Source organism: Bradyrhizobium sp. 956_D2_N1_4 (assembly GCF_052076025.1).
Classification (GTDB): Bacteria; Pseudomonadota; Alphaproteobacteria; order Rhizobiales; family Xanthobacteraceae; genus Bradyrhizobium; species Bradyrhizobium barranii.
Map to the genome: position 1 here is coordinate 3,353,809 of NZ_CP197237.1, position 21,235 is coordinate 3,375,043.

The window sequence follows — 21,235 nt, forward strand, 5'->3', positions numbered from 1 at the left end:
GTCACGACCATGCGGATATTCAGCGACTTCAACGAGATCAAATCCGCGGTCGGCACCGAGATCGGCGCGAGCGACTGGATCGAAGTGACCCAGGATCGGATCAATAAATTCGCCGAAGCAACCTGTGACCAGCAATGGATCCATGTCGACCAGGACCGCGCCAGGAAGGAAGCGCCCGGCGGCACCACCATCGCTCACGGCCTGCTGTCGCTCTCGCTTGCTCCACTGTTCATTCGATCCGTGATGGGCTTGAAAGGGCTGCGCAATACGCTGAATTATGGCGCGGATCGCATCCGGTATCTGGCGCCGGTGCCGGCCGGCTCAAAGCTCCGCGGCCGGGTCACCGTCGCTGAAACCGAGGACGTGCCGCCGGACGGCTTGCGCGTCAACTATCATCTCGTGATCGAGATCGAGGGCGGCAAGAAGCCCGCTTGTGTCGCCGAGCTGATCGCCCTGCACTATCGCTGAGGGCGCTCAGTCGATGATGTGATACCCGCCATCGATATAGAGAACGCCCCCGGTGATCAGCTTGGCGCCGTCAAGCGCCAGGAACGCGGTGGCATTGCCGACGTCGTCGATGCTGACCAGGCTGCGCGCCGGCGCTTTGGACTGCGCCTTGTCCATAAGCTCGTCGAACTCCGGGATACCTGACGCTGCACGCGTGGCGAGCGGGCCGGGTGAGATCGCGTGTACGCGGATCCCCTTTGGGCCAAGTTCGGCGGCCGCGTAGCGGACGGCCGCTTCAAGCGCCGCTTTCGCCACGCCCATGATGTTGTAGTTCTCCACCACCATCTGGCTGCCGTAATAGGTCATGGTGAACATCGTGCCGCCGTTCTTCATCAGCGGCTCGGCGAGATGCGCCATGCGCAGGAATGACCAGCAAGAGACGTCCATCGTCTTAAGGAAGCCATCGCGGCCGACGTCCACCACGCGGCCATGGAGTGCTTCCTTCGGCGAGAAGGCGATTGAATGCAGCAGGAAATCGAGCTGTCCCCATTCCTTCGTAATCCGCTCGAACACCGCCTCGGTCTGCCCCTCCGTCATCACGTCCAGCGGCATGAAGATCGGCGCTTCCAGCGCCTGCGCCAGCGGTTCGACGTGCTTCTTGGCGCGATCGTTGAGGTAAGTGACGGCCAGATCGGCCCCAAGCGCACGAAATGCCCTCGCGCACCCCCAGGCAATGGACTGGTCGTTCGCGATGCCGACGACGAGGCCCTTCTTGCCCTTCAGGGCAACCTTTGTATCCGGGAACACGGGGATCATGACACCCTCTCTTGCCTTGGATTGGTCGATTGTCCGTTCATCAACAGCGACAGCGTATGCTGTGCGATCATCAGCTCTTCGTCGGTCGGCACGACGTAGACGGGGATGCGGCTGTCGGAACGCGAGATCAATCTGGAATTGCGGGAGTTCTCGACGGGATCGAGCGTGCCGCCGAGCCATCCGAGCTGCTCGACCACGCGCGCGCGAATGTTCGCCGAATTCTCGCCGATCCCGGCCGTGAAGACGAAGGCGTCGAGGCCCTGCAAGGCGGCCGCGAGCATGCCGGCACTGAGACCGATCCGATAGACGAAATAGTCGACCGCGAGCTTCGCCTTGGGGTCGGCGCTCGCCTCCAGCTCGCGCATGTCATTGCTGACACCGGAGAGCCCCTTCAATCCGCAGTCGCGATAAAGGAAGTTCTGCACGTTTGAGGCAGACATCCCTTTCTCGGAGATGAGGTAGATCACCACCCCGGGATCAATCTGGCCTGGACGCGTTCCCATCGGGAGGCCATCGAGCGCCGTGAAACCCATGGTGCTCTCGACGCTACGCCCGTCCTTGAGCGCGCACATCGACGCGCCGCTGCCGAGATGGGCAACGATCACGCGCCGCTTCGCGATATCGGGCGCCACGCCCGGCAGCGTCCGGGCGATATATTCGTAGGACAGCCCATGAAAGCCATAGCGCCTGACACCCTCGGCATGAAGTTGATGCGGAATAGCATAATGGTCGGCGACGGCATCATGCGTGCGGTGAAATGCGGTGTCGAAGCAGGCAACCTGTGGCAGCGTCGGGAAATTCGCCAGCAGCGAACGGATCGGCGCCAGATTGTGGGGCTGGTGCAGCGGCGCCAGGGTCACAAATCGTTCGAGACGGGACACGACGCCGTGGTCGATCAGTACCGGCCGCGAATAGTCCGGCCCACCATGCACGACCCGGTGACCGACCGCCATCGGCGTGACGCGAAGTTCGTCCCGCAGCCAGTCGCCGGCAACGGCCATCGCCGCCGGAACATCAGGCACGGCCTCGATCGGATAGGCCCGATCGGCCATCGGATCGCCGCTCGGGCCACTTGCCCGCAGACGCGGTCGGCTGCCGATACCGTCAATCTGTCCCTTGATCTGACGACGAAGCGCACCGTCGCCTTCGATCGCATAGACCTGAAACTTCACACTGGACGAGCCGGCATTGACGACGAGGATCGTATCCATGGCGATCACGCGGCAACCGTCGGCGCCTTCCGGCGCCGGGCATGAGCATAGAGCGCGGCGACGGCACAAGACGCCATCCGCGCACGTGGCGAATCCGCGCGCGAGGTCAGCACGACGGGCACGCGCGCACCGAGCACGATGCCGGCGCCATCGGCCTTGGCGAAATAGGCGAGATTCTTGGCGAGCATGTTGCCGGACTCGAGGTCCGGAACCATCAGGATCTGGGCGCGGCCGGCGACCTCGGATGTGATGCCCTTGATCCGCGCCGCTTCCAGATCGATGGCATTGTCGAAAGCCAGCGGGCCGTCGAGGATGCCGCCGGTGATCTGGCCGCGATCGGCCATCTTGCATAGGGCAGCGGCTTCGATGGTCGAGGGGATTTTCGAGGTCACGGTTTCGACAGCAGACAGAATCGCCACCCGCGGCGTCTTGCCGAACCCTGCCTGGTTGTAGAGGTCGATCGCGTTCTGAATGATGTCGCGTTTGGCGTCGAGATCGGGGAAAATGTTGATCGCCGCATCCGTCACGAAGATGGTCTCTGCATAGGCAGGCACATCCATCACGAAGACATGGCTGATACGCCGGTTGGTGCGCAAGCCACCGGTCTTGGCCGTGACGGCGCGCATCAATTCGTCGGTGTGCAGGCTGCCCTTCATCAACAGCTCGCCTTTGGCGGCATGGATGAGCTCGACGCCCTTGGTCGCGGATTCGTCGCTGTGCGCGGCATCAACGATCTCGAAACCGGACACATCGAGATCGCACCGGGCGGCAGTATCCTTGATCTTCCGCTCGGGCCCGACGAGCACAGGCCGGATAATTCCGGCGCTTGCGCTATCGATGGCGCCGCGCAGCGAGGTCTCGTCGCAAGGATGCACCACGATGGTCGGCGTTGGTGGCGCACCCTTCGCCGCCGCAATTAAGCGATCGTACTTGCTACCGGGCTGGATTTGCGTCGTGTCGGCCGACATGATGTCACTCCCGATCCTGCCAATCCGCGTTACGACGCCCGTGCCTTGGGATCGAAAGGGGCGACGTTCGATGTCAACTCCGCCTCTCCGTCCAGACCGAAGAGCGCGGCGACGCGCTTCAGGCGATTGGCCCGCTCGCCGGTGATGTCCTCACTCGCGGACAGCACCTCGCGCATCGCCACGAAGGCCGCACGCCGCTGGTTGGTGTCGTCGGGCAACAATTTCGGGATCGCAGCGAGAGCACCTTCGCGATCGAGAAGCAGCATGAAGAACTGCTCACGCACCAGCTTCTTGAATTCCGACAGCGTCATGCGGGCGCCGGCATGGTCACGCCGAACATGCCGCAACGCCTCGATGCTCCGCTCATCCACCATGCCGCGTGCGGAGCCAACATAAAGCAGCGCGCGGAGCGCCGCTTCGCGGAGCCCGCCCTCAGCGATGTGCGATTTCAGCTCGGCGATCCGTGCCGCGAGCATGGCGCGATGCTCCGGCGACATCTCCCGGTGGCGCGAGGGCACGGAATTAGGGTCGACGCCGACCGCGGCCTGGAGCAGCGGCGAGCCGTAGAGGTTGAGGAAGACGGCCTCGCTCAGCGCCTCCTGCGCATCGCGCCAGCTATCCAGCGTGTGCACGATCTGCTTCGACATTTGTTCCTGGAATGCCAGGAATGGATTGTCCTTTGAAGCCGGCTTGCGGTCTGTCTCGACACGATCTGCAGCCGATTTGACCGTGGACATCCAGGGGTTCTGGCTGCTGAACGCCTCGTATTGCAGCCGCAGCGGATGCATGTTGCGGGCCCATTCCGCGAGTTGGGGCGTCACCATGCCCTTCACCCACGGCCGCAAGAATTTTTGATAGGCCGCGAGATTGAGCTCCGAGACACGCTTGGCCGCAGCGAAGCGCCGCTCGTCCTCGGGCGAATTTCCGCCCATCGCGCGGATATCATCCAGCGTGCGGGCCTCGCAGCGCATCACCCACTGGCCTGTCGCAAGATCCGCATTGAGCGTCTCGTTGCCACGGGCCTCGAACGTGGCCTCGTAGAGTCCTGGCGGCAGCACGTCGATCAGGTCGATGTTGCTGGAGAACTCAGCGTGCTCCTTCTTCGCCACACCGCCGGATACGAAGATGCCGAGATGGCCGATGCTCTCGTGAACGGTATAGACGATGGTCTGGCCATAAGCTCTGATCTCGTCGACGTCGGCGTAGCAGTCCAGGATCCAGTCCAACGCCTGCTGCGGCGGGGTGACATTGTCGCCCTTGGAGCAGAACACCACGATCGGCGAGCGAATGTTGCGCAGATCGACCTTCTGGCCATCGGACATATCGATCTTGCCGGCTGCGAGATTGTTGCCGATGAAGAGCTCGTCGACGATGAACTGGATTTCCTCGGCATTGAGATTGACGTGTCCGCCCCACCAGCGCTCGAAATCGAGATAGCGTTCCGCCTCGGTATCGACCTTGGAGTAGACGTTGTACTGCTTGGCCCAGAGCGTATTCGACGGGTTCTGGTTCTCGAAATTCTGTACCAGCCAGGCACCGTCGAACTTGCCGGCGCCGAGATCGCTCGTGAGCGCCGTGAGCCAGCTTCCGCCCAGCAGGCCGCCGGAATAGCGCATGGGGTATTTGCCATGCACGCCTGCCCAGTAAGCCAGCGGCGCACCGGCGATGATCAGCGGCCCGAATAATTCCGGCCGCAGTGATGCCAGGATCATGACGGCCCAGCCGGCCTGACAATTGCCGATCACGCAGGGCTTTCCGTCGGCGTCCGGATGGCGGCTAATGACGGTCTCGATGAAGATGGCTTCCGCGCGCGCAATGCGTTCGATGGTTTGCCCGGGCATAGGCTCCGGAAGGAAGCCGATGAAGTAGCAGGGATGCCCCGCCTTCATGGCGACGCCGATCTCGCTATCGGCCTTGAAGCCGCCGATGCCGGGTCCATGGCCGGCGCGCGGATCGACCACGACGAACGGACGCCGGCTCATGTCGATCTCAACATCCTTCGGCGGAATGATGCGCACCAGCGCGTAGTTGACCGGTTCGTCCAGCTTCCGGCCGTCCGTGATCAATTCAGCAGCATATTGCAGCACATGCGGTGCGGTCTGGGCGACGTGATCGCGGTACTGGTCGCCGCGCTGGCGCATGATGTCCAGGAACAGGACGCTGCGCTGTCCCGCATCAACCATGTATTCCACGGCCGAGGCGACTAGCCCCGACATCGGGCCATCAGGCAGCTTTAAGTCTTTGATCGCCATGTTCGACCTCGTCGTCGCGCGAGGTCATTCAAAAAGCTCGGCGGTCGCTGACGTTGATTTAGGTCAACGGTTGGTGACGGCGTTCGCGTCAATCGGGATCGACCAACCGCCCCGCGGGGGCACGCCGCAATCGGGCCGCGGGAGAGCTTAAGTGCCGGATGCAGCCAATTACAGCCGCCAGGAGAGACTACGCGACGGACGATTGGTCGATATCCGGGCGCTTCGTCCCGAGGATGAGCCCGACATGCTTGCCGCGCTCGAGGAGACCAGCGCTCAATCGCTCCAACGCCGCTTCTTTGTGACGAAGCGTCATTTTTCCGAACGGGAACGCGCTTTCTTCATGGAACCCGATTTCAGAAACCACGTGGCGCTGGTTGCGTGCACGGAAGAGGCGAGCCGCAGCATGATCATCGGCGGTGGTCGCTATGTCATATTCGAGCCTGGACGGGCCGAAGCAGCTTTCGTCGTGATCGATGCCTGGCAGGGACGCGGCGTTGGCGGGCTGCTGACGCACCATCTGATCGCTATCGCCCGCGAGGCCGGTTTGACGGAGTTGACCGCGGAAGTGCTACCGGAGAACGCAGCCATGCGCCGCGTCTTCGACAAGTTTGGCTTCAAGCCCGCAACGATCCGCGAACCCGGTGTAATTCACATGGCATTGAAGCTGTCCTAATACGCGGCCGGCACGAGAGCTCCAGCATCGAGAGAAATGGCGGCGGCGCGTCGCGCCACCGTCCGTTGGTACCAGCACCTCCAAGCGCGCGCCCTCACCCCAGGCCTGAATTTTCCGCCGCGCGCGATCTGTCAGGCGAGCGTCAGCCTGTTCGTCTAGCTTCGCAACATGTCGGCCGCCGACACACGCCGCCCCTCAGCAATCCCGGACACTGGCGACACCGCCCAGGGCGTCGCCGGTTGCGAGGCCCGGTTGGATTCGCGTCCATTTCCGGGCCTCGTTTGCTGCCTCAAAAGAAAACGGCGCCCCCAAAGGAGCGCCGCCCGAAACTCTTCGTCGCTGCGTCGGCTCAGTAGCCGCAGGACGCGCAGCCCATCTGCACCGGCGCGTAATAGGAATACCCCGGCGAAACCATCTCGACGCGCTGGCGCGTGGCGTATTGCGGCGGGACGCGTTCGTACTGGACGCTCGGCGGTGCCACCATCACTGTCTGCGGCACCATCACGGTGCGGTACTGCGCCGGCGTGCGGTGCGCGACGGTAGCGCCGGGAGAAACCATCACGGTCTCGTCGACGGTGCGGTATTGCGGCTGCACGTATTGCTGCTGGTAGCAGGTCTGGCACGGCGGCGGCGCGTAGCAATTGTAGCAGCCGGCAGAGGCCGCGCTCGTCATGGAAATCGCGGCGACGACTGTTGAGAAAGCGATAGCGAGAGTACGAGACATTGTGGTGGTGCCCCAGTTGCCCAAAATGGATTTGCGAAGGTCGCGAGCAGTATACGCTGCAACATCCCGAGTTGCCGAACTTCGTCGAGGCATCCTTAATGCGAACGGCCGGCTTTCGCCGGCCGTTCAGAACTTGTTGACTATGCGCGCGAGGCGCGGACGGTGCAGCGCTTACTTCGTGCGCCGCTTCACCTCGCGCACGGCACCGCGCGCAGCGCTGGTGGTGAGCGCAGCGTAAGCCTGCAGCGCGGTCGAGACGTTGCGCTTGCGGCCCACAGCCTGCCAGGCGGCATCGCCCTTGGCCTCTTCCGCCGCGCGGCGCTTGGCGAGCTCCTCGTCGGAGACTTCCAGCGTGATACTGCGCTTCGGGATGTCGATGGCGATGCGGTCGCCGGTGCGCACCAGACCGATGTTGCCGCCTTCCGCCGCTTCCGGCGACAGATGGCCGATCGACAGGCCGGACGAGCCGCCGGAGAAGCGTCCGTCGGTGACGAGCGCGCAGGCTTTGCCGAGGCCCATCGATTTCAGATAGCTCGTCGGATACAGCATCTCCTGCATGCCGGGGCCGCCGCGCGGGCCTTCGTAGATGATGACCACGATCTCGCCGGCAACGACCTTGCCGCCCAGAATGCCTTCCACAGCGGCGTCCTGGCTTTCGAACACGCGTGCCGGGCCGGAGAACTTCAGGATCGAGGCGTCCACGCCCGCGGTCTTCACGATGCAGCCGTCCTGCGCGAGGTTGCCGTAGAGCACGGCGAGACCGCCATCCTTGCTGAAGGCATGCTCGAGGTTGCGGACCACACCCTTCTCGCGATCGCTATCGAGCTCGTCGTAACGGCGCTCCTGGCTGAAGGCGACCTGCGTCGGGATGCCGCCGGGCGAAGCGCGGAAGAAGGTACGGACCGACTCGCTCTTGGAGCGCTTGATGTCCCAGCGCTCCAGCGCGTCGTTCATGGTCGGCGCGTGCACGGTCGAGACCGAGGTGTCGATTAGGCCGGCGCGATCGAGCTCGCCCAGAATGCCCATGATGCCGCCGGCGCGATGCACGTCCTCGACATGGACGTCGGCGACCGACGGCGCGACCTTGCAGAGCACGGGCACGCGGCGCGACAGCCGGTCGATGTCCTGCATGGTGAATTCCACCTGCCCTTCATGGGCCGCCGCCAGCAGATGCAGCACGGTGTTGGTCGAGCCGCCCATCGCGATGTCCAGCGTCATCGCGTTCTCGAACGCCTTGAAGTTGGCGACGTTGCGCGGCAGCACGGAGGCATCGTCCTGCTCGTAATAGCGGCGCACGATATCGACGATGGTGTGGCCGGCCTCGACGAACAGGCGCTTGCGGTCTGCATGGGTCGCCACCACCGTGCCGTTGCCGGGCAATGCGAGGCCAAGCGCTTCGGTCAGGCAATTCATCGAATTGGCCGTGAACATGCCCGAGCAGGAGCCGCAGGTCGGACACGCAGAGCGCTCGATCACCTTGACGTCCTCGTCGCTGACCTTGGAGTCGGCGGCCGCCACCATGGCGTCGATGAGGTCGACGGCCTTGGTCTTGCCCTGCAACGTGACCTTGCCGGCCTCCATCGGGCCGCCCGAGACGAACACGGCGGGGATGTTGAGCCGCAGCGCGGCCATCAGCATGCCGGGCGTGATCTTGTCGCAGTTGGAGATGCAGACGAGGCCGTCGGCGCAATGCGCGTTGGCCATGTATTCGACGCTGTCGGCGATCAGCTCGCGCGACGGCAGGCTGTAGAGCATGCCATCATGGCCCATGGCGATGCCGTCATCGACCGCGATGGTGTTGAATTCCTTGGCGACGCCGCCGGCCTGCTCGATCTCGCGGGCGACGAGCTGGCCGAGGTCCTTGAGGTGGACGTGGCCGGGCACGAACTGGGTGAAGGAGTTGACGACCGCGATGATCGGCTTGCCGAAATCGGCATCCTTCATGCCCGTCGCGCGCCAGAGGCCGCGGGCGCCCGCCATGTTGCGGCCGTGGGTGGTGGTGCGGGAGCGATAGGCTGGCATGGCGGTTTCCGTCCTCGGTTGGGTCAGCCGGGCGGAAAAATGGAAGCCGCCTCAGGCCTTTCCGGCCGGATAGCGCACGGGCTGGGCGCGCGCAACGGGAACTTGCCCCGAAACGGCCCGGATCGGCCCCGCGCAGGCCTCCCCTGCTCCCGGCGCGGGTTATTGCAGGGTCGCGCCAGCGCCGGACGGACGCTGCAGCAGCTAGCGCTTCGGCTTTGGCAGCACAATTCTCCCCTGGGAGGCAATGCCGCCCCACTTGGCGGACCACCCGACTTCCGAGGCCGAGAATGGCTCGATGCCTGCATGACCCCCGGCACCCTGCAGTGCAAACAGGGCGCCCTGGGGATCCACACATCGTGCGATCCAGCAGCCATCAGGCAATTCGATCGGACCCTGGAGGATCCGGCCTCCACCAGCATTCACATGCTTCGTCGCAGCGCCGATGTCGTCGACATTGAAGTAATGCAGCCAACATGGCTGCGCTACGCTCGAAAGTTTCGTCAGCATGCCGCCGACCGTTTGCCCCCCGGCCGAAAACAATTGATACCAGTCCGCTGGATCGGTTTGAGCGTCGGCTTTCTGCCAACCAAATAGTTCTCTGTAGAAATCGAAGATCACTGTCCGGTCGGCGGCCAATAGCTCATGCCAGCCTACGCGCCCGGGCTCGTCCAGCCGGCCCGGTTTCCATCGGCCATATGTCGGTTTCTCGATCAGCCCGAACGTCGCTTTCTGCGGATCGGCAGCGACTGCTATTCGACCAATATTGGTGTCGGTCGGCGGCACAAAGATCGTGCCTTCGAGACGCCTGATCTGCGCGGCAGCCCGGTCCAGGTCGTCGACAGCGACGTAACCCATCCATCTCGGCGTTGCCCCTGATCTCCGCCCCTCTTCCGGGATATCCATAAGGCCGCCCAGCGGGATGTCGCCGCTACGAAGCACCGTGTAAGGCAGTTCCGGAGTCGATTCATCCTTCACGCCCCAGCCGACGACCTTGCGATAGAATGCGCCCGCCGCCGCGACGTCCGTGGTCAGCAGTTCGTACCAAGCGAAACGTCCGAGTTGATCCGCCACGCCGATCTCTCCGTTCAAACCTGGATGCGCTTGCGGCACTGCACCAAGCTGCACGCGTAGCGAGAGCGTGGATCGTTGACGCGTTGTGTCAACCGGCCGTGCCGGTTGCCGTTCATGAAGATGAATACATCCCGAACGTGCAGCCCCGCGCTTTTGTGCGCGTAATTGTTGCCCGCGTTATTTCCTGGGCGTAGACTTACCGCGGCTGGGATACTTCTTGCAATGCTCGGAGGTTCGACCATGCGGCAGGCGAAGAAGACTTCTAAAGGGAAGAAGCGAGTAAGCAAAGTCGCCGTGCCGGCGTTCGGAGCCGCAGGGTTGACGTTCTCGCTGGCGGGAGGCGCATCGGCGTCCGCCGTACCGACACCCGACGTACAACAATTGCCGCACCTTGGAACGGGCCAGGCAATCGCGCTCGATGAAGAGGAAATGGCTGACGTCAGCCTGGCCACCTTCCATCTCTTCGACAAGGAAAACGCCGGTAGCCGCGTGCAGCTGGCATGGCGCGGATGCGGCGGTTGCCGCGGCTGCGGAGGCTGTCGGGCTTGCCGTGGTTGCCGATGTGGCGTCGGTTGCCGATGTGCGGGTTGTGCAGTTGGCTGTGCTGTCGGCTGTGGCGTTGGTGTGGTGGGATGTGCCGTATCATGCGCGGGTTGCTGCGCATCATGGGGCCGCTGCCGCGTGTGCTAGACCCCGGCACGTTCCGAATGTCAAATTCACGGGTTGATAGGTCATTGGCCGGCCTCAAGAAAGGGTCCGGCCAATTGCTTGATTTCGCTACGACGCCTGCATCGGCGGCTTGCGGGTGACAGCTGAATTCGTTTCAATTCTCTGGGAAAATGCCGGCGCGCGGTCGCGACGTTCCATCTTGCGCCGGGGATCTAGCATGACGGCAACAGGATCAGCGTGCTGACTCAATGACTGCAACTCGCAAGACCCGCGTTGCGCGGCAGACCCGCAAAGACATTCTCCGATTTGCACCGAACTTCACCGCTTACGTACTGCCTCCCGATGCGGTTTGTCTCTATTCCGAGAACCGCAAATTCTTCCTGCACGGCGAGCTCTACTGCGCCCTCGCCACTGCGATCGGGCAACACGGCAAGGCCGGGTCGGAGATCATTCGCCAGCTTTCGAAGCGCTTCCCGGCCGACAAGATCGAGGAAGCAATCAAGCGGCTGCTCGATCGCCGATATGTCGTTGCGCGGACCCCGAAAGCGTTCGACGACGCCGTCGGCGGTTTCCTGGCAAGCCTCGGCATGCCCCTGGAGATCGCGGAACAAAATCTTCGCAATTGCCCCGTGCAGGTCGAGTCGATTGACGTCAAAGGCGCCAAGGAGCTGACCGCGGCGTTGAGCAAGCTCGGTGTTCAAATCGCCAAGCGCTCGCCGAAGCTCACGATCACGCTGGTGAACGATTATCTCGACCGGCGGCTCGCCGAATTGAACCACGAACGCGTAGCGGGCAAAACGCCATGGCTGCTGGTACAGCCGTCCGGCGCGTTTCCGCTGGTCGGGCCCATGTTCAAACCGGGCGAGAGCGCCTGCTGGACCTGCCTGTTCGATCGCATGATCCGCAACCGGGAGATCAAGGGGTTTCTTGACCGGGGACCGGCGCGTGCGGTTGCCATGTCGCCTCTCGTCAGAGAAAGCGTCGGCAAGACTGGAATCCATTTTGCGGCGGTCGAGATCGCCAAGGCAATTGCCTCGGATTTTCGCACCGATTTGTGCGATCACATCGCAAGCTTCGACCTGACCGGCGCCGCCATCGCCAAGCACTACGTGACGCGACGTCCACAATGTCCGACCTGCGGCAGCAGGAAGCTGAACAACCCGCGCCGATCTCCGGCCCTGGTCGAGATTGCCGAGGGCAAGAGGCTCGTCATGACCAGCGGTGGATATCGCACCGTGACGTCGCGGTCGACGGTGTCGCGCTTCCGCAAGCATGTGAGCCCACTGACAGGGGTCGTGACCCGGCTCGAGCGGATCGACGTCGACCTGCCGATGAACACCAACTACTTCGCCCAGCACAATTTCTCCGCGCCGGCCCACAGCATCGACCAGCTCAGGTCCGGATTGAGTGGCGGCAGTTTTGGCAAGGGCTCGACGGCTGAACAGGGTGAGGCAAGCGCGCTGATGGAATCGATCGAACGCTATTCTGGTATTTTCCAGGGCGATGAGATCAGGACGACGCGCCGCTTCGTCGATTTCGCGCCTGGCGACGCGCTTCTTCCCAACGACGTCCAGCTCTTCAGCGAAACGCAGTTCAAGACCAGGTTTCTGCAGCAGCCGGACGATCCCCATCCGGTGCCCGAGCCGTTCGATCCCTCGACGAGGACCGAGTGGTCGCCGGTCTCGTCGTTGCGCGACAAACGCTTCAAATATCTGCCGACCGGCCTCCTGTACTTCTTCTATGGCGGCTTTCATACGGATTCCAACGGCTGCGCGGCCGGCAACACCCGCGACGAAGCCATCGTTCAGGGCTTCCTCGAACTGATCGAGCGCGATGCCTACGCGATCTGGTGGTACAACCGGGTGCAACGCGCCGAGGTCGATCTCGGGCAATTCGACGATTTCTATGTTCGGGATCTCCAGGCTCAATTTGCGGAAGCCGGGCGCAAGCTGTGGGTGCTCGACATCACCACGGACCTCGGCATTCCGACTTACGTGGCGATCATGCACTGGATGCAGAATGGACACGAGAATATCGAGTTCGGTTCCGGCGCGCATTTCGACCGCCATATAGCGCTGCTGCGATCCCTCACCGAACTGACCCAATTTATGTCCGTCGGCATGATGGGCGGCGCAAGCGGCGAGAAGCCGACCCTCGACGGTGTCACGCCGCTGCGCCTGGAAGACTACCCGTTCCTGACACCGAGCGACCACCCGATCGTCCTCCCAGCGCCGAGCCTCAAGCTTCACGACAATACGCGTGACCAGGTCGTCGCCTGCGTCGAGATCGCCGCCCGTGCAGGCTACGATTTCCTCGTCCTCGACCAGACACGTCCCGACGTCGAGGTTCCGGTCGTCAGAGTCCTCGTTCCCGGCCTGCGTCATTTCTATCGCCGTTTCGCACCGGGTCGCCTTTACGATGTGCCGGTGAAGCTCGGATTGTTGGACCGGCCGCGACCGGAAAGCGATCTGACTTCATTCCTTCCACACACCTGAAGGGTTGCTCTTTCGTGCGCGCTCCCCGGAAAAAGCCGACCAGGAAGATCGCGCCAGACATTGCCGCCCGGTTGAGCCATCATTTCTCCCTCCAGATGCAGCCGGACGGAAACATCACCGCCATTCTGGGCGACTATTCCGTCAACCTCGGACAATTCAGCGCGGCCGCGATGGACTGCGCGCGACATCTGAGCACCGGCCTTCCGCTCGCGTCCTTTGCGGGCAAGAGCGCCCTCGCGAGAGACGTCGACGCCCTGGTACGTCGCCTGGCCCGGCAGGGGCTTCTGGAATACCGCCTCTCCTCGTCGCGTAACACGCAGGACTTCGTGGTCATCGAGCCCCAAGTCCCCGAATACTGGCCGCGGCGCGCGAAGCTGGGCAGTCGTGACACCATTGTGCTATCGCGCTTTGCCTTTCTCCGTCGGCGCGGCAACGAGCTGGTGCTGGAATCGCCATGCGCCGGCGCGTTGTTCCGGATTGGCGATCCCGCCATCGCCGCCACCCTTGCGGCGCTGTCGCAGCCCCGGAAGATCGGCAAGCTCAACCAGAAGGTGGCTTCCTCCACCCTCCATCTGCTCGAACTGTTGCTGGACAGCCAGATCCTGCTCAAGCTCGATGCGAAAGACGGACAAGGCCTGCGGGTGAACGAAGGCGACGGCAACCTCGTACTCTGGGATTTCCACGATCTGGTGTTTCACACGCGGAGCACGGAGGGTCGGCAAGCCAATCCGGTCGGCGCCGCCTTCACCTATGCCGGCATCGTTCCGCCGTCGCCAGCGGTGCGTCCGCCCTGGGCCGGCAGCAAGATTGACCTGCGCAAATTCTCCTCCCCGGAGCCGAACTCCCGCTTCCCGAAGCTGTTGCGCGAACGCCATTCAACGCGGGATTTCGACGACAAGAATCCGGTCACGCTCGGCGAACTCGCGCAGTTTCTCGACACCAGCGCGCGCGTCTTGTCCGAGTGGAAGAGCGAGCCGTATTTCGAAGGCGGTTCCGACGTCACCTACAGCACAAGGCCTTATCCGTCGGCGGGCAGCGCGTACGAGCTGGAATTGTACCTTACCGTCGCGAACTGCGACGGGCTTGCGCGCGGGCTCTACCACTACGATGCAGGGAGCCACGCGCTAGTCGCGATCAGCGCCTCCCCCCAACAACTCCAGGCGCATTTGGCGGCTGCCCAGTTCGCCATGGACGCGCCGGGTCAGCCACAAATCCTCATCACGATCGCGGCGCGTTTTGGGCGGATCTCCTGGAAATACAGCTCAATCGCATATTCGCTGATCCTAAAGGATGTCGGCAGCCTGATTCAGACGCTCTACCTGACGGCAACCGATATGGGCCTCGGCGGCTGCGCCATTGGCAGCACCAACATCGATCTGTTCGCGAAAATGACGGAGTTGGAATTCCATATCGAGGGCCCGGTCGGTCAATTCGCGCTCGGGCGCGGCAGGACGCCGGAGGTCCAAGGCTAGAAGCGGGTGTCCGACGGCGTCAGGCCAGTCGCCCTATTGCAAGGTCGGATCGAGCCGGTCGCGCAGCCAGTCGCCGATCACGGAGACGGCCAGCGTGGTGATCACGATGGTGGTCGCCGGCGCCAGCATGATCCAGGGCGCCCGGGTCAGGTACTCCCGGCCATAGCCGACCATGTTGCCGAGGCTGGTCATCGGCGGCTGCACGCCGAGGCCGAGGAAGGACAGGCCGGATTCCATCAGGATCACCTCGGGGAAAACCAGCGTGGTCGAAACGATCAGGGTCGAGGCGATGTTGGGCAGGATGTGGCGCAAGTAAATCCGCGACGGCGTCGCACCGAGCTGGCGGACGGCCGCGGCATAGCCTTGCGCATTGGCGGAGATGGCGAGGCCGCGGGCGATGCGGGCATAGCGCTCCCAGCCGAACAGCCCCATCAGGCCGATCAGCAGCGGCAGCGAATTGCCGAAGAAGGCGAGCACCGCGAGCGCCATGATCAGGAACGGCATGCTGGCCTGGAAGTCGGTCAGCATCAGCACGAACTGCTCGACGGCCCCGCGGAAATGCGCGGCAAGGAAGCCGAGCGTGGTGCCGACGATCGCCGAGATCGCGGTCGCGCCGAAGGCGATCAACAGCGAGATGCGGATCGAGACGAGGAGCCGCGACAGCACGTCGCGGCCAAGCTCGTCGGTGCCGAGCCAGTGCGCGACATTGCCGGGAGCAGCCAGCCGGTTGCGCAGGTCGAGCTGGGTGAAGCTGTAAGGCGCGATTTTCTCGGCGAACGCCGCGATCACTAGCATCGCCACGATCCAGGAGATCGCTAGCCCGACCGAGACTGGAATGGCCGGCAGGCTGATGCGGCGGCGGACAGCCGTATAGTTCAGCGTCGCATCGGTCATGCGTGCGCTCCCTTGGCGCGGAGGCGCGGATCGAGGAAGCCGTAGAGGAAATCGACGATCAGATTGGACGTGACCATGGTCATCGCGACCAGCAACAGGATGCACTGCACGACGGCGAGGTCGCGGTTGGCGACGGCGACGACCAGCAGGCGCCCTACTCCCGGCCAGGCAAACACGCTCTCGACCACGACCGCACCGGCGATCAGCGTGCCCACCATGAAACCGAGAATGGTGACGGTCGGGATCGCCGCGTTCGGCAGCGCATGCGACGTCACCACCTTGCGCCACGGCACGCCCTTGGCCGAGGCGGTGCGGATATAGGGCTGGCCCAGCACCTCCAGCATGGCGCTGCGGGTGAAGCGCGCCAGCACCGCGGCGCCGCCGAGGCTGAGTGTCACGATTGGCAGGATGGCGTGACGCCAGCTGTCCTGCCCGCCCGACGGCAACCAGCCGAGCTGAACGGCGAAGACGAGCACGAGCAGCAGCGCAAGGACGAAACTCGGCACGGTGAAGCCGGCGACCGCCGTCATCATCACGGCGCGATCGATTCCCGAGCCGCGGTGCAGCGCCGCGTAGATGCCGGCGGGAATGCCGAGGGCGACCTTGAAGAAGAAGGCCGGCAGCGTCAGCGCCAGCGTTGCCGGAATCCGCTCCAGCACGAGCTCGATCGCCGGTCGCCCGTCGCGCATGGAGCGGCCGAGCTCGCCCTTGGCGATGGCGCCGAAGTAGTCGAGGTACTGGAACCAGATGGGATCATCGAGCCCCCAGGCCTTACGGAAAGCAGCGAGCACTTCCGGCGGCGCCTCAGGTCCCAGGACCATCAGCGCGGGATCGCCGGAGAGGCGCAGCACAACGAAGGCGAAGGTGACGACGAGCACGATCGTCAGCGCCGCGCGTCCAATCCGAATGGCAAGGTAGCGTCCCATCAGGCCGCGTCCCGCGTCTCGGCCTGCGGCCCCGTCACGAGATGGCAGGCGACTTGCCTGTCACCGCTGACGGCCGACAGCGCCGGGACCTCGCTCGCGCAGCGCGCGATAGCGCGCGGGCAGCGCGGATGGAAGGCACAGCCTTGGGGCCGCGCCGCCGGGTTCGGCGGATCGCCTGCCAGCACGATGCGGCCCGCGCTGCGGCGGCCGGGCGCGGGTGACGCCGAGACCAGCGCCTGCGTATAGGGGTGTTCGGGACGCGCGAAGAGATCATCGGCGCTGCCGATCTCGACGATGCGGCCGAGATACATCACGGCGACGACATTGCTGATCTGCCTGACAACGCGTAGATCGTGGCTGATGAACAGCAACGTCAACCCGAGCTGCGCCTGGAGATCGCAAAGCAGGTTCACCACCTGCGCCTGGATCGAGACGTCGAGCGCACTGACCGGCTCGTCGCAGACGAGGAAATCGGGCTTTGTCGCCAGTGCCCGCGCCAGCACAATACGCTGACGCTGGCCGCCGGAGAGCGCGCCCGGATAGCGCGCGCCATGCGCCGGCGTCAGCTCGACGGCGCGCAGCAATTCGCGGACACGCTCCTCGCGTTCGGCCGGCGTGCCGAGACCGTGAATGTCCAGGGGTTCGCGGATCTGGGCTGCGACCGGCAACCGCCGGTCCAGCGCCCCCAGCGGATCCTGGAAGATCATTTGCATGCGCGCCCGCTGCGCGCGCCACGCCTTCGTGCCTGGCGCGGCCATCATCTTGCCGTCGAACCGCACCTCGCCGCGATCGGGCGGCTCGAGGCCAAGCACGATACGACCCGTGGTCGATTTGCCCGAGCCGGACTCGCCGACGAGGCCCAGTGTTTCGCCCTTGCGGATCGCAAGTGACAAGCCGTCGACCGCGTGAACCGCTGTGCTGCGGCCGAACATCCCGGAGCGCATCGCGTAGCTGCGCGAGATCGAGGACATCTCGACGAGCGGCCCGCTCATTCGGCGGCGATCCCGAGCAGCGCACGGCGCGAAGCTTCAGCCCGGATGCAGGCGACCACGCGATCATTCGCGATCGGCGCCAGGCTCGGCACGGCAAGTCCGCACGGCTCGGCCGCCAGCGCGCAGCGCGGCGCGAAGGCGCAGCCGCTTGGCATGTGCGCGGGATCGGGAACGGTCCCCGGAATGGCCGTGAGACGTCGACGCGGTCCGTCGAGCGGCGGCAGTGCGCCGATCAGGCCCTGCGCGTAGGGATGCACCGGATCGGCAAAGAGCTGATTGGCGGGCGCCTGCTCGACGATGCGGCCGGCATACATCACGGCGACGCGGTCGCAGTTTTCCGCGACGACGCCGAGATCATGGCTGATCAGCACCATCGCCATGCTCATCTCGCGGCGGATGGTCGAGAGCAGCTCCAAAATCTGCGCCTGGATGGTGGCGTCGAGCGCCGTGGTCGGCTCGTCCGCGACGAGGAGATCGGGATTTCCGGCCAGCGCCATCGCGATCATGATGCGCTGGACCTGGCCGCCCGAGAATTCGTGCGGATAGGCTTCGAGCCGCCGCGCCGCATCGGGAATGCCGACGAGATCGAGCAGCCGCCGCGCTTCGGCTCTCACCGCCTCGCCCGAGAGAGCGCGATGCAGCGCCAAAGCCTCGCAGAGCTGCTTGCGAATGGTGAGCACCGGATTGAGTGCGCTTGCGGGGTCCTGAAAAATCATGGCGACCCGCCCGCCCCGCACCCGGTCAAGCTCACCCGTGGGTGCGCCGAGGATTTCGCGTCCGTCGAGCCGCACGGAGCCCGAGACTTTTGCATGCCGCGGCAAGAGGCCGAGCGCAGCAAGCCACGTCACTGACTTGCCGGAGCCGGACTCGCCGACGAGGCCGAGAGCCTCGCCCTTCTGCAAGGTGAGATCGACGCCGCGCAGGACCGGGACGCCGTTGAAGGCGACGCTGAGGCCCTGGATGCTGACCAGCGGCGTCACCACTTACGCCTCGAAATTGCCGGCGCGGAAATCCATCGCGAATGCCGGCGACGCCTTCCACTTGATCGACTTCGGCTTCGCGGTGAAGGTCGCGTTCTGGTGCAGCACCGTATAGGCGGGATCCTCGCGCTCGGCGATCTCCAGCATGCGGCGGAACGCCTTCTTGCGGGCGGCCCGGTCGGTCGAGGTCTCCAGGAACTCCGAAAGCTTGTTCAGTTCGGCGTTGGTCCACTCGCCGATCTGCTGCTGCTGGCCGTTCGGGCCGTGCTGGGCGACCAGCGACGAGACGGGATCGTTGAAGGCAGCCGAGTTCGACCAGTCGCGTACCGCGCGGGTCGGCGCGCGTTCCATGATCTGCGACCAGTTCTCCTTGGTCTCGATCTGGACGTTGAGGCCGACCGACTTCCACATCTCGACCAGCACCTGGGCGGTCGCAACCTGGTTGGTGTAGTAGTTGTTGAGCAGGCGATAGGGAATCGGATCGCCCTTGTAGTTGGCCTGCTTCAACAGATCCTGCGCGAGCTTCGGATCGTAGGCCGGCACGCTCCAGTCGGCGTTGAACATGTCACCGTAGAATTCCCACTGCAGGCCCTTCGGCACGCGGGTCCGGCCCGCCCACAGGCTGTCGACGATCGCCTGGCGGTCGATCGCGTGGGTGAAGGCGCGCCGCACCAGGGGATTGGCGAGCACGGCGTGGTTCTTGTCGAATACGGTCAGGCGGTGATTGAGGATGGTGCCGCCCTGCACTTCGAACGCTGCGTTCTTCTCGATTCCGGCAATCTGGTCCGGCGGGATGTCGCAGGCGAACTGGTATTCGCCCGACAGCAGGCCGTTGATGCGGCTCGCGACCTCGGGCACTTCGAGGAAACGGATGCGCTTGAGCGGCGGCCGGCCACCCCAATATTCGTCATGCGCCTCGAGGGTCAGCGACACGTCGGGCTTGAGTTCGACGACCTTGTACGGGCCCGTCGTGATCGGCTTGCGCGCCCAGTCGAGATAGCTCGCGGACTGCTCCCAGGCGCGGCGGTTCATGATGTCGGAGCCGTAGCGCGACAGCCGGCCCTCGATCGTGACGTCGGGCGTCGCGTTGTAGAAGCGCACCGTGTACTTGTCGACGGCATCGACGCGCACGAGGTCCGGCCAGATGCGGCGGGCAACCGCCGGCACATCAGGCGGCAGTTCCTTGCCCGGGCGCGGCGTCGGGATCTTCTCGAAGGCCTGGATGGTGGAACGGCTCTTGGCCTCGGTCTCGCCGAACATGCGCTCGCGGCTGAAGGTGAAGACGACGTCTTCGGCCGTCAGCTCGTCGCTATTGTGGAACTTCACGCCCTGGCGCAGCTTCACCTCGACGGTCTGGTCGTCGATGCGACGCCACTCGGTGGCGAGGCCCGGCACGGCCTCCAGGCTGCCACGCCAGTTCTTGGAGATCAGGCCCTCCCAGATCGAGGAGAAGAACACGCGCTCGCCGACGTTCGATTGCTCGCGCAGCACGTCGAGCACGTTCGAATTCGTCACCTTCTGCACGGCGATCGTCACCGACGGACGGTTGTCCGCCTGCCCGATCGCGAAGCGCGGCAGGAGAAGCGTGCCCGCGGCAGCGCCGCCGGACTTCAGGATGGTGCGACGGGTGAGTTTGCTCATGACGATAAGCCCTGACCTTTGTGATGCCGGTTATTCAGCGAGACCGAGCGCGGCCAGATGGGCTGCGCCGGCGCGAACGTCGTCGTGATTGCGGAGTTCGAGGATCAGCCGCGGGTTGGAGGTCAGCCGGCCCAGAGCGCGGAACACGGCCACCCACGGGATGTTGCCTTCGCCCGGCGCCCAGTGCCGGTCGGCAAAGCCGTCGGTGTCCTGGAGGTGCACATGCGTCAGCATGTCGCCGGCGGTCTCGACGTAGTAATCGACCGGCGGTGCGCCGGTGGAGATGTGGGCGTAGTTGGCGTGGCCGGTATCGAGGGAGACGCGGACCTTGTTGCTTTCGAGCGCCTTAGCGAGGCGCACGCGGTCGCGCGGATCCTTGTCCTCGATGTTCTCGATGACGACCTCGCAGCCGATCGTCTCGGCGCGCGCGATCACCTCGGCAAGCGTCGTCTTGACGCGTTCGACGAGATTGCCGCGGTTATCGGGATAGAGGTCGAGATTGTTGTGGTCCCAGGTCGTGAACGGTGAATGGATCACCATCTGCGTCGCACCGAGGAATTCCGCGGCATCGAGGCCCTGGAGCAGGCGCTTCGTCACCGCCTTGCGGATCAAGGGATCATGGCTGTCGATCTTGAAGCCCCAGAACGGGCCGTGAATGCCGAGCCGGCCGGTATGGCCCGAGAGCATCTGCTTGATCTCGCTGGCCGCACTCCGCCAATCGCCGTCGAGCAAATCCGCGCGGAAAAAATCCTGGATTTCGAGATCGCGCTGCCGTTCCAGAAGCCAATCTCGGTGAGCAGGGATCGATTTGATGGACAATGCTGCGCCCAGCACCGGCTTCGACATGGCTTGCTCCTTGACCGTCAGCGATGACGGGAGCAGCGCTAGACCAGTTAAGTGACAGGCCCGTGAAATGCAGGTGCCGGGGCGATGCGCTGATGTGGACATCCCCGCCGATCGCCTGCATCGAATTCAGGCAGCA

The 21,235-nt window shown here is 64.3% G+C and carries 17 protein-coding genes; 4 read left to right on the forward strand and 13 right to left on the reverse strand.

Annotation, left to right across the window (positions count from 1 at the left end):
- Positions 1-9: 9 nt before the first annotated feature.
- Entirely contained in the window at positions 10-468 is a 459-nt protein-coding gene (locus AB7535_RS15705) for a MaoC family dehydratase (protein WP_354175517.1), read from the forward strand.
- A 6-nt stretch (positions 469-474) separates the two neighbouring features.
- Here the strand turns inward: AB7535_RS15705 and fabI are convergent, their stop codons facing one another.
- The 4 genes from fabI to AB7535_RS15725 are packed head-to-tail and all read right to left on the reverse strand — an operon-like array spanning position 475 to position 5,694.
- Entirely contained in the window at positions 475-1,263 is a 789-nt protein-coding gene (gene fabI, locus AB7535_RS15710; RefSeq protein WP_028147828.1) for an enoyl-ACP reductase FabI, read from the reverse strand.
- Positions 1,260-2,474 carry an acetate/propionate family kinase gene (locus tag AB7535_RS15715; RefSeq protein WP_439036653.1) on the reverse strand — a complete coding sequence of 405 codons (1,215 nt, stop codon included), beginning with the start codon at positions 2,472-2,474 and terminating at the stop codon, positions 1,260-1,262. Before AB7535_RS15715 ends, fabI begins: the two co-directional genes overlap by 4 nt.
- Positions 2,475-2,479: 5 nt before the next feature.
- Entirely contained in the window at positions 2,480-3,442 is a 963-nt protein-coding gene (locus AB7535_RS15720) for a phosphate acetyltransferase (protein ID WP_439036654.1), read from the reverse strand.
- 29 nt (positions 3,443-3,471) lie between these two features.
- Positions 3,472-5,694, reverse strand: coding sequence for a DUF3141 domain-containing protein (locus AB7535_RS15725; protein WP_439036655.1), 2,223 nt, complete (start codon positions 5,692-5,694; stop codon positions 3,472-3,474).
- 151 nt (positions 5,695-5,845) lie between these two features.
- Here AB7535_RS15725 and AB7535_RS15730 point away from each other — a divergent pair, with 151 nt between their 5' ends.
- Positions 5,846-6,367 carry a GNAT family N-acetyltransferase gene (locus AB7535_RS15730; RefSeq protein WP_439036656.1) on the forward strand — a complete coding sequence of 174 codons (522 nt, stop codon included), beginning with the start codon at positions 5,846-5,848 and terminating at the stop codon, positions 6,365-6,367.
- Positions 6,368-6,716: 349 nt separating this feature from the next.
- On the opposite strand, the gene AB7535_RS15735 is transcribed toward AB7535_RS15730, so the two are convergent.
- The 3 genes from AB7535_RS15735 to AB7535_RS15745 all read right to left on the reverse strand — a co-directional run bounded on the left by AB7535_RS15735 (position 6,717) and on the right by AB7535_RS15745 (position 10,184).
- Complete coding sequence (locus AB7535_RS15735) at positions 6,717-7,040, reverse strand: hypothetical protein (RefSeq protein WP_071913852.1); 324 nt, start codon at positions 7,038-7,040, stop codon at positions 6,717-6,719.
- A 222-nt stretch (positions 7,041-7,262) separates the two neighbouring features.
- Complete coding sequence (gene ilvD, locus AB7535_RS15740; protein ID WP_439036657.1) at positions 7,263-9,113, reverse strand: dihydroxy-acid dehydratase; 1,851 nt, start codon at positions 9,111-9,113, stop codon at positions 7,263-7,265.
- Between the two features lie 201 nt (positions 9,114-9,314).
- Positions 9,315-10,184 (reverse strand): VOC family protein, encoded by an 870-nt coding sequence (locus AB7535_RS15745; protein WP_225048845.1) that lies wholly within the window; start codon positions 10,182-10,184, stop codon positions 9,315-9,317.
- Between the two features lie 917 nt (positions 10,185-11,101).
- On the opposite strand from AB7535_RS15745, the gene AB7535_RS15750 reads away from it, so the two are divergent.
- Together AB7535_RS15750 and AB7535_RS15755 are read left to right on the forward strand one after the other, a co-directional pair.
- Complete coding sequence (locus tag AB7535_RS15750) at positions 11,102-13,348, forward strand: TOMM precursor leader peptide-binding protein (RefSeq protein WP_439036658.1); 2,247 nt, start codon at positions 11,102-11,104, stop codon at positions 13,346-13,348.
- A gap of 95 nt (positions 13,349-13,443) precedes the next feature.
- Complete coding sequence (locus AB7535_RS15755) at positions 13,444-14,820, forward strand: SagB/ThcOx family dehydrogenase (RefSeq protein ID WP_283018873.1); 1,377 nt, start codon at positions 13,444-13,446, stop codon at positions 14,818-14,820.
- A gap of 33 nt (positions 14,821-14,853) precedes the next feature.
- Here the strand turns inward: AB7535_RS15755 and AB7535_RS15760 are convergent, their stop codons facing one another.
- From AB7535_RS15760 to AB7535_RS15785, 6 genes are read right to left on the reverse strand one after another with little or no spacing between them, the layout of a single operon-like run.
- Positions 14,854-15,714: an ABC transporter permease gene (locus AB7535_RS15760; protein ID WP_439036659.1), complete on the reverse strand. Its 861-nt coding sequence runs from the start codon at positions 15,712-15,714 to the stop codon at positions 14,854-14,856.
- On the reverse strand, positions 15,711-16,640 hold the full coding sequence (locus AB7535_RS15765) for an ABC transporter permease (RefSeq protein ID WP_439036660.1): 930 nt from the start codon (positions 16,638-16,640) through the stop codon (positions 15,711-15,713). Before AB7535_RS15765 ends, AB7535_RS15760 begins: the two co-directional genes overlap by 4 nt.
- Complete coding sequence (locus AB7535_RS15770; RefSeq protein ID WP_208071328.1) at positions 16,640-17,632, reverse strand: ABC transporter ATP-binding protein; 993 nt, start codon at positions 17,630-17,632, stop codon at positions 16,640-16,642. Before AB7535_RS15770 ends, AB7535_RS15765 begins: the two co-directional genes overlap by 1 nt.
- Positions 17,629-18,612: an ABC transporter ATP-binding protein gene (locus tag AB7535_RS15775; protein ID WP_166105807.1), complete on the reverse strand. Its 984-nt coding sequence runs from the start codon at positions 18,610-18,612 to the stop codon at positions 17,629-17,631. The genes AB7535_RS15770 and AB7535_RS15775 overlap by 4 nt, the downstream gene beginning before the upstream one ends.
- A gap of 3 nt (positions 18,613-18,615) precedes the next feature.
- Positions 18,616-20,253, reverse strand: a complete 1,638-nt coding sequence (locus AB7535_RS15780) for an ABC transporter substrate-binding protein (RefSeq protein WP_208071326.1) — start codon at positions 20,251-20,253, stop codon at positions 18,616-18,618.
- A gap of 30 nt (positions 20,254-20,283) precedes the next feature.
- On the reverse strand, positions 20,284-21,099 hold the full coding sequence (locus AB7535_RS15785; RefSeq protein WP_063983251.1) for a sugar phosphate isomerase/epimerase family protein: 816 nt from the start codon (positions 21,097-21,099) through the stop codon (positions 20,284-20,286).
- Positions 21,100-21,235 lie beyond the last annotated feature (136 nt).

What these genes read in the sequence shown, in the direction of transcription:
- AB7535_RS15780 (WP_208071326.1), bottom strand. Translation starts at nt 20,253, where the DNA reads ATGAGCAAACTCACCCGTCGCACCATCCTGAAGTCCGGCGGCGCTGCC.
- AB7535_RS15725 (WP_439036655.1), bottom strand. Translation starts at nt 5,694, where the DNA reads ATGGCGATCAAAGACTTAAAGCTGCCTGATGGCCCGATGTCGGGGCTA.
- AB7535_RS15770 (WP_208071328.1), bottom strand. Translation starts at nt 17,632, where the DNA reads ATGAGCGGGCCGCTCGTCGAGATGTCCTCGATCTCGCGCAGCTACGCG.
- AB7535_RS15720 (WP_439036654.1), bottom strand. Translation starts at nt 3,442, where the DNA reads ATGTCGGCCGACACGACGCAAATCCAGCCCGGTAGCAAGTACGATCGC.
- AB7535_RS15765 (WP_439036660.1), bottom strand. Translation starts at nt 16,640, where the DNA reads ATGGGACGCTACCTTGCCATTCGGATTGGACGCGCGGCGCTGACGATC.
- fabI (WP_028147828.1), bottom strand. Translation starts at nt 1,263, where the DNA reads ATGATCCCCGTGTTCCCGGATACAAAGGTTGCCCTGAAGGGCAAGAAG.
- AB7535_RS15785 (WP_063983251.1), bottom strand. Translation starts at nt 21,099, where the DNA reads ATGTCGAAGCCGGTGCTGGGCGCAGCATTGTCCATCAAATCGATCCCT.
- AB7535_RS15750 (WP_439036658.1), top strand. Translation starts at nt 11,102, where the DNA reads ATGACTGCAACTCGCAAGACCCGCGTTGCGCGGCAGACCCGCAAAGAC.
- AB7535_RS15760 (WP_439036659.1), bottom strand. Translation starts at nt 15,714, where the DNA reads ATGACCGATGCGACGCTGAACTATACGGCTGTCCGCCGCCGCATCAGC.
- ilvD (WP_439036657.1), bottom strand. Translation starts at nt 9,113, where the DNA reads ATGCCAGCCTATCGCTCCCGCACCACCACCCACGGCCGCAACATGGCG.
- AB7535_RS15735 (WP_071913852.1), bottom strand. Translation starts at nt 7,040, where the DNA reads ATGACGAGCGCGGCCTCTGCCGGCTGCTACAATTGCTACGCGCCGCCG.
- AB7535_RS15715 (WP_439036653.1), bottom strand. Translation starts at nt 2,474, where the DNA reads ATGGATACGATCCTCGTCGTCAATGCCGGCTCGTCCAGTGTGAAGTTT.
- AB7535_RS15755 (WP_283018873.1), top strand. Translation starts at nt 13,444, where the DNA reads ATGCAGCCGGACGGAAACATCACCGCCATTCTGGGCGACTATTCCGTC.
- AB7535_RS15705 (WP_354175517.1), top strand. Translation starts at nt 10, where the DNA reads ATGCGGATATTCAGCGACTTCAACGAGATCAAATCCGCGGTCGGCACC.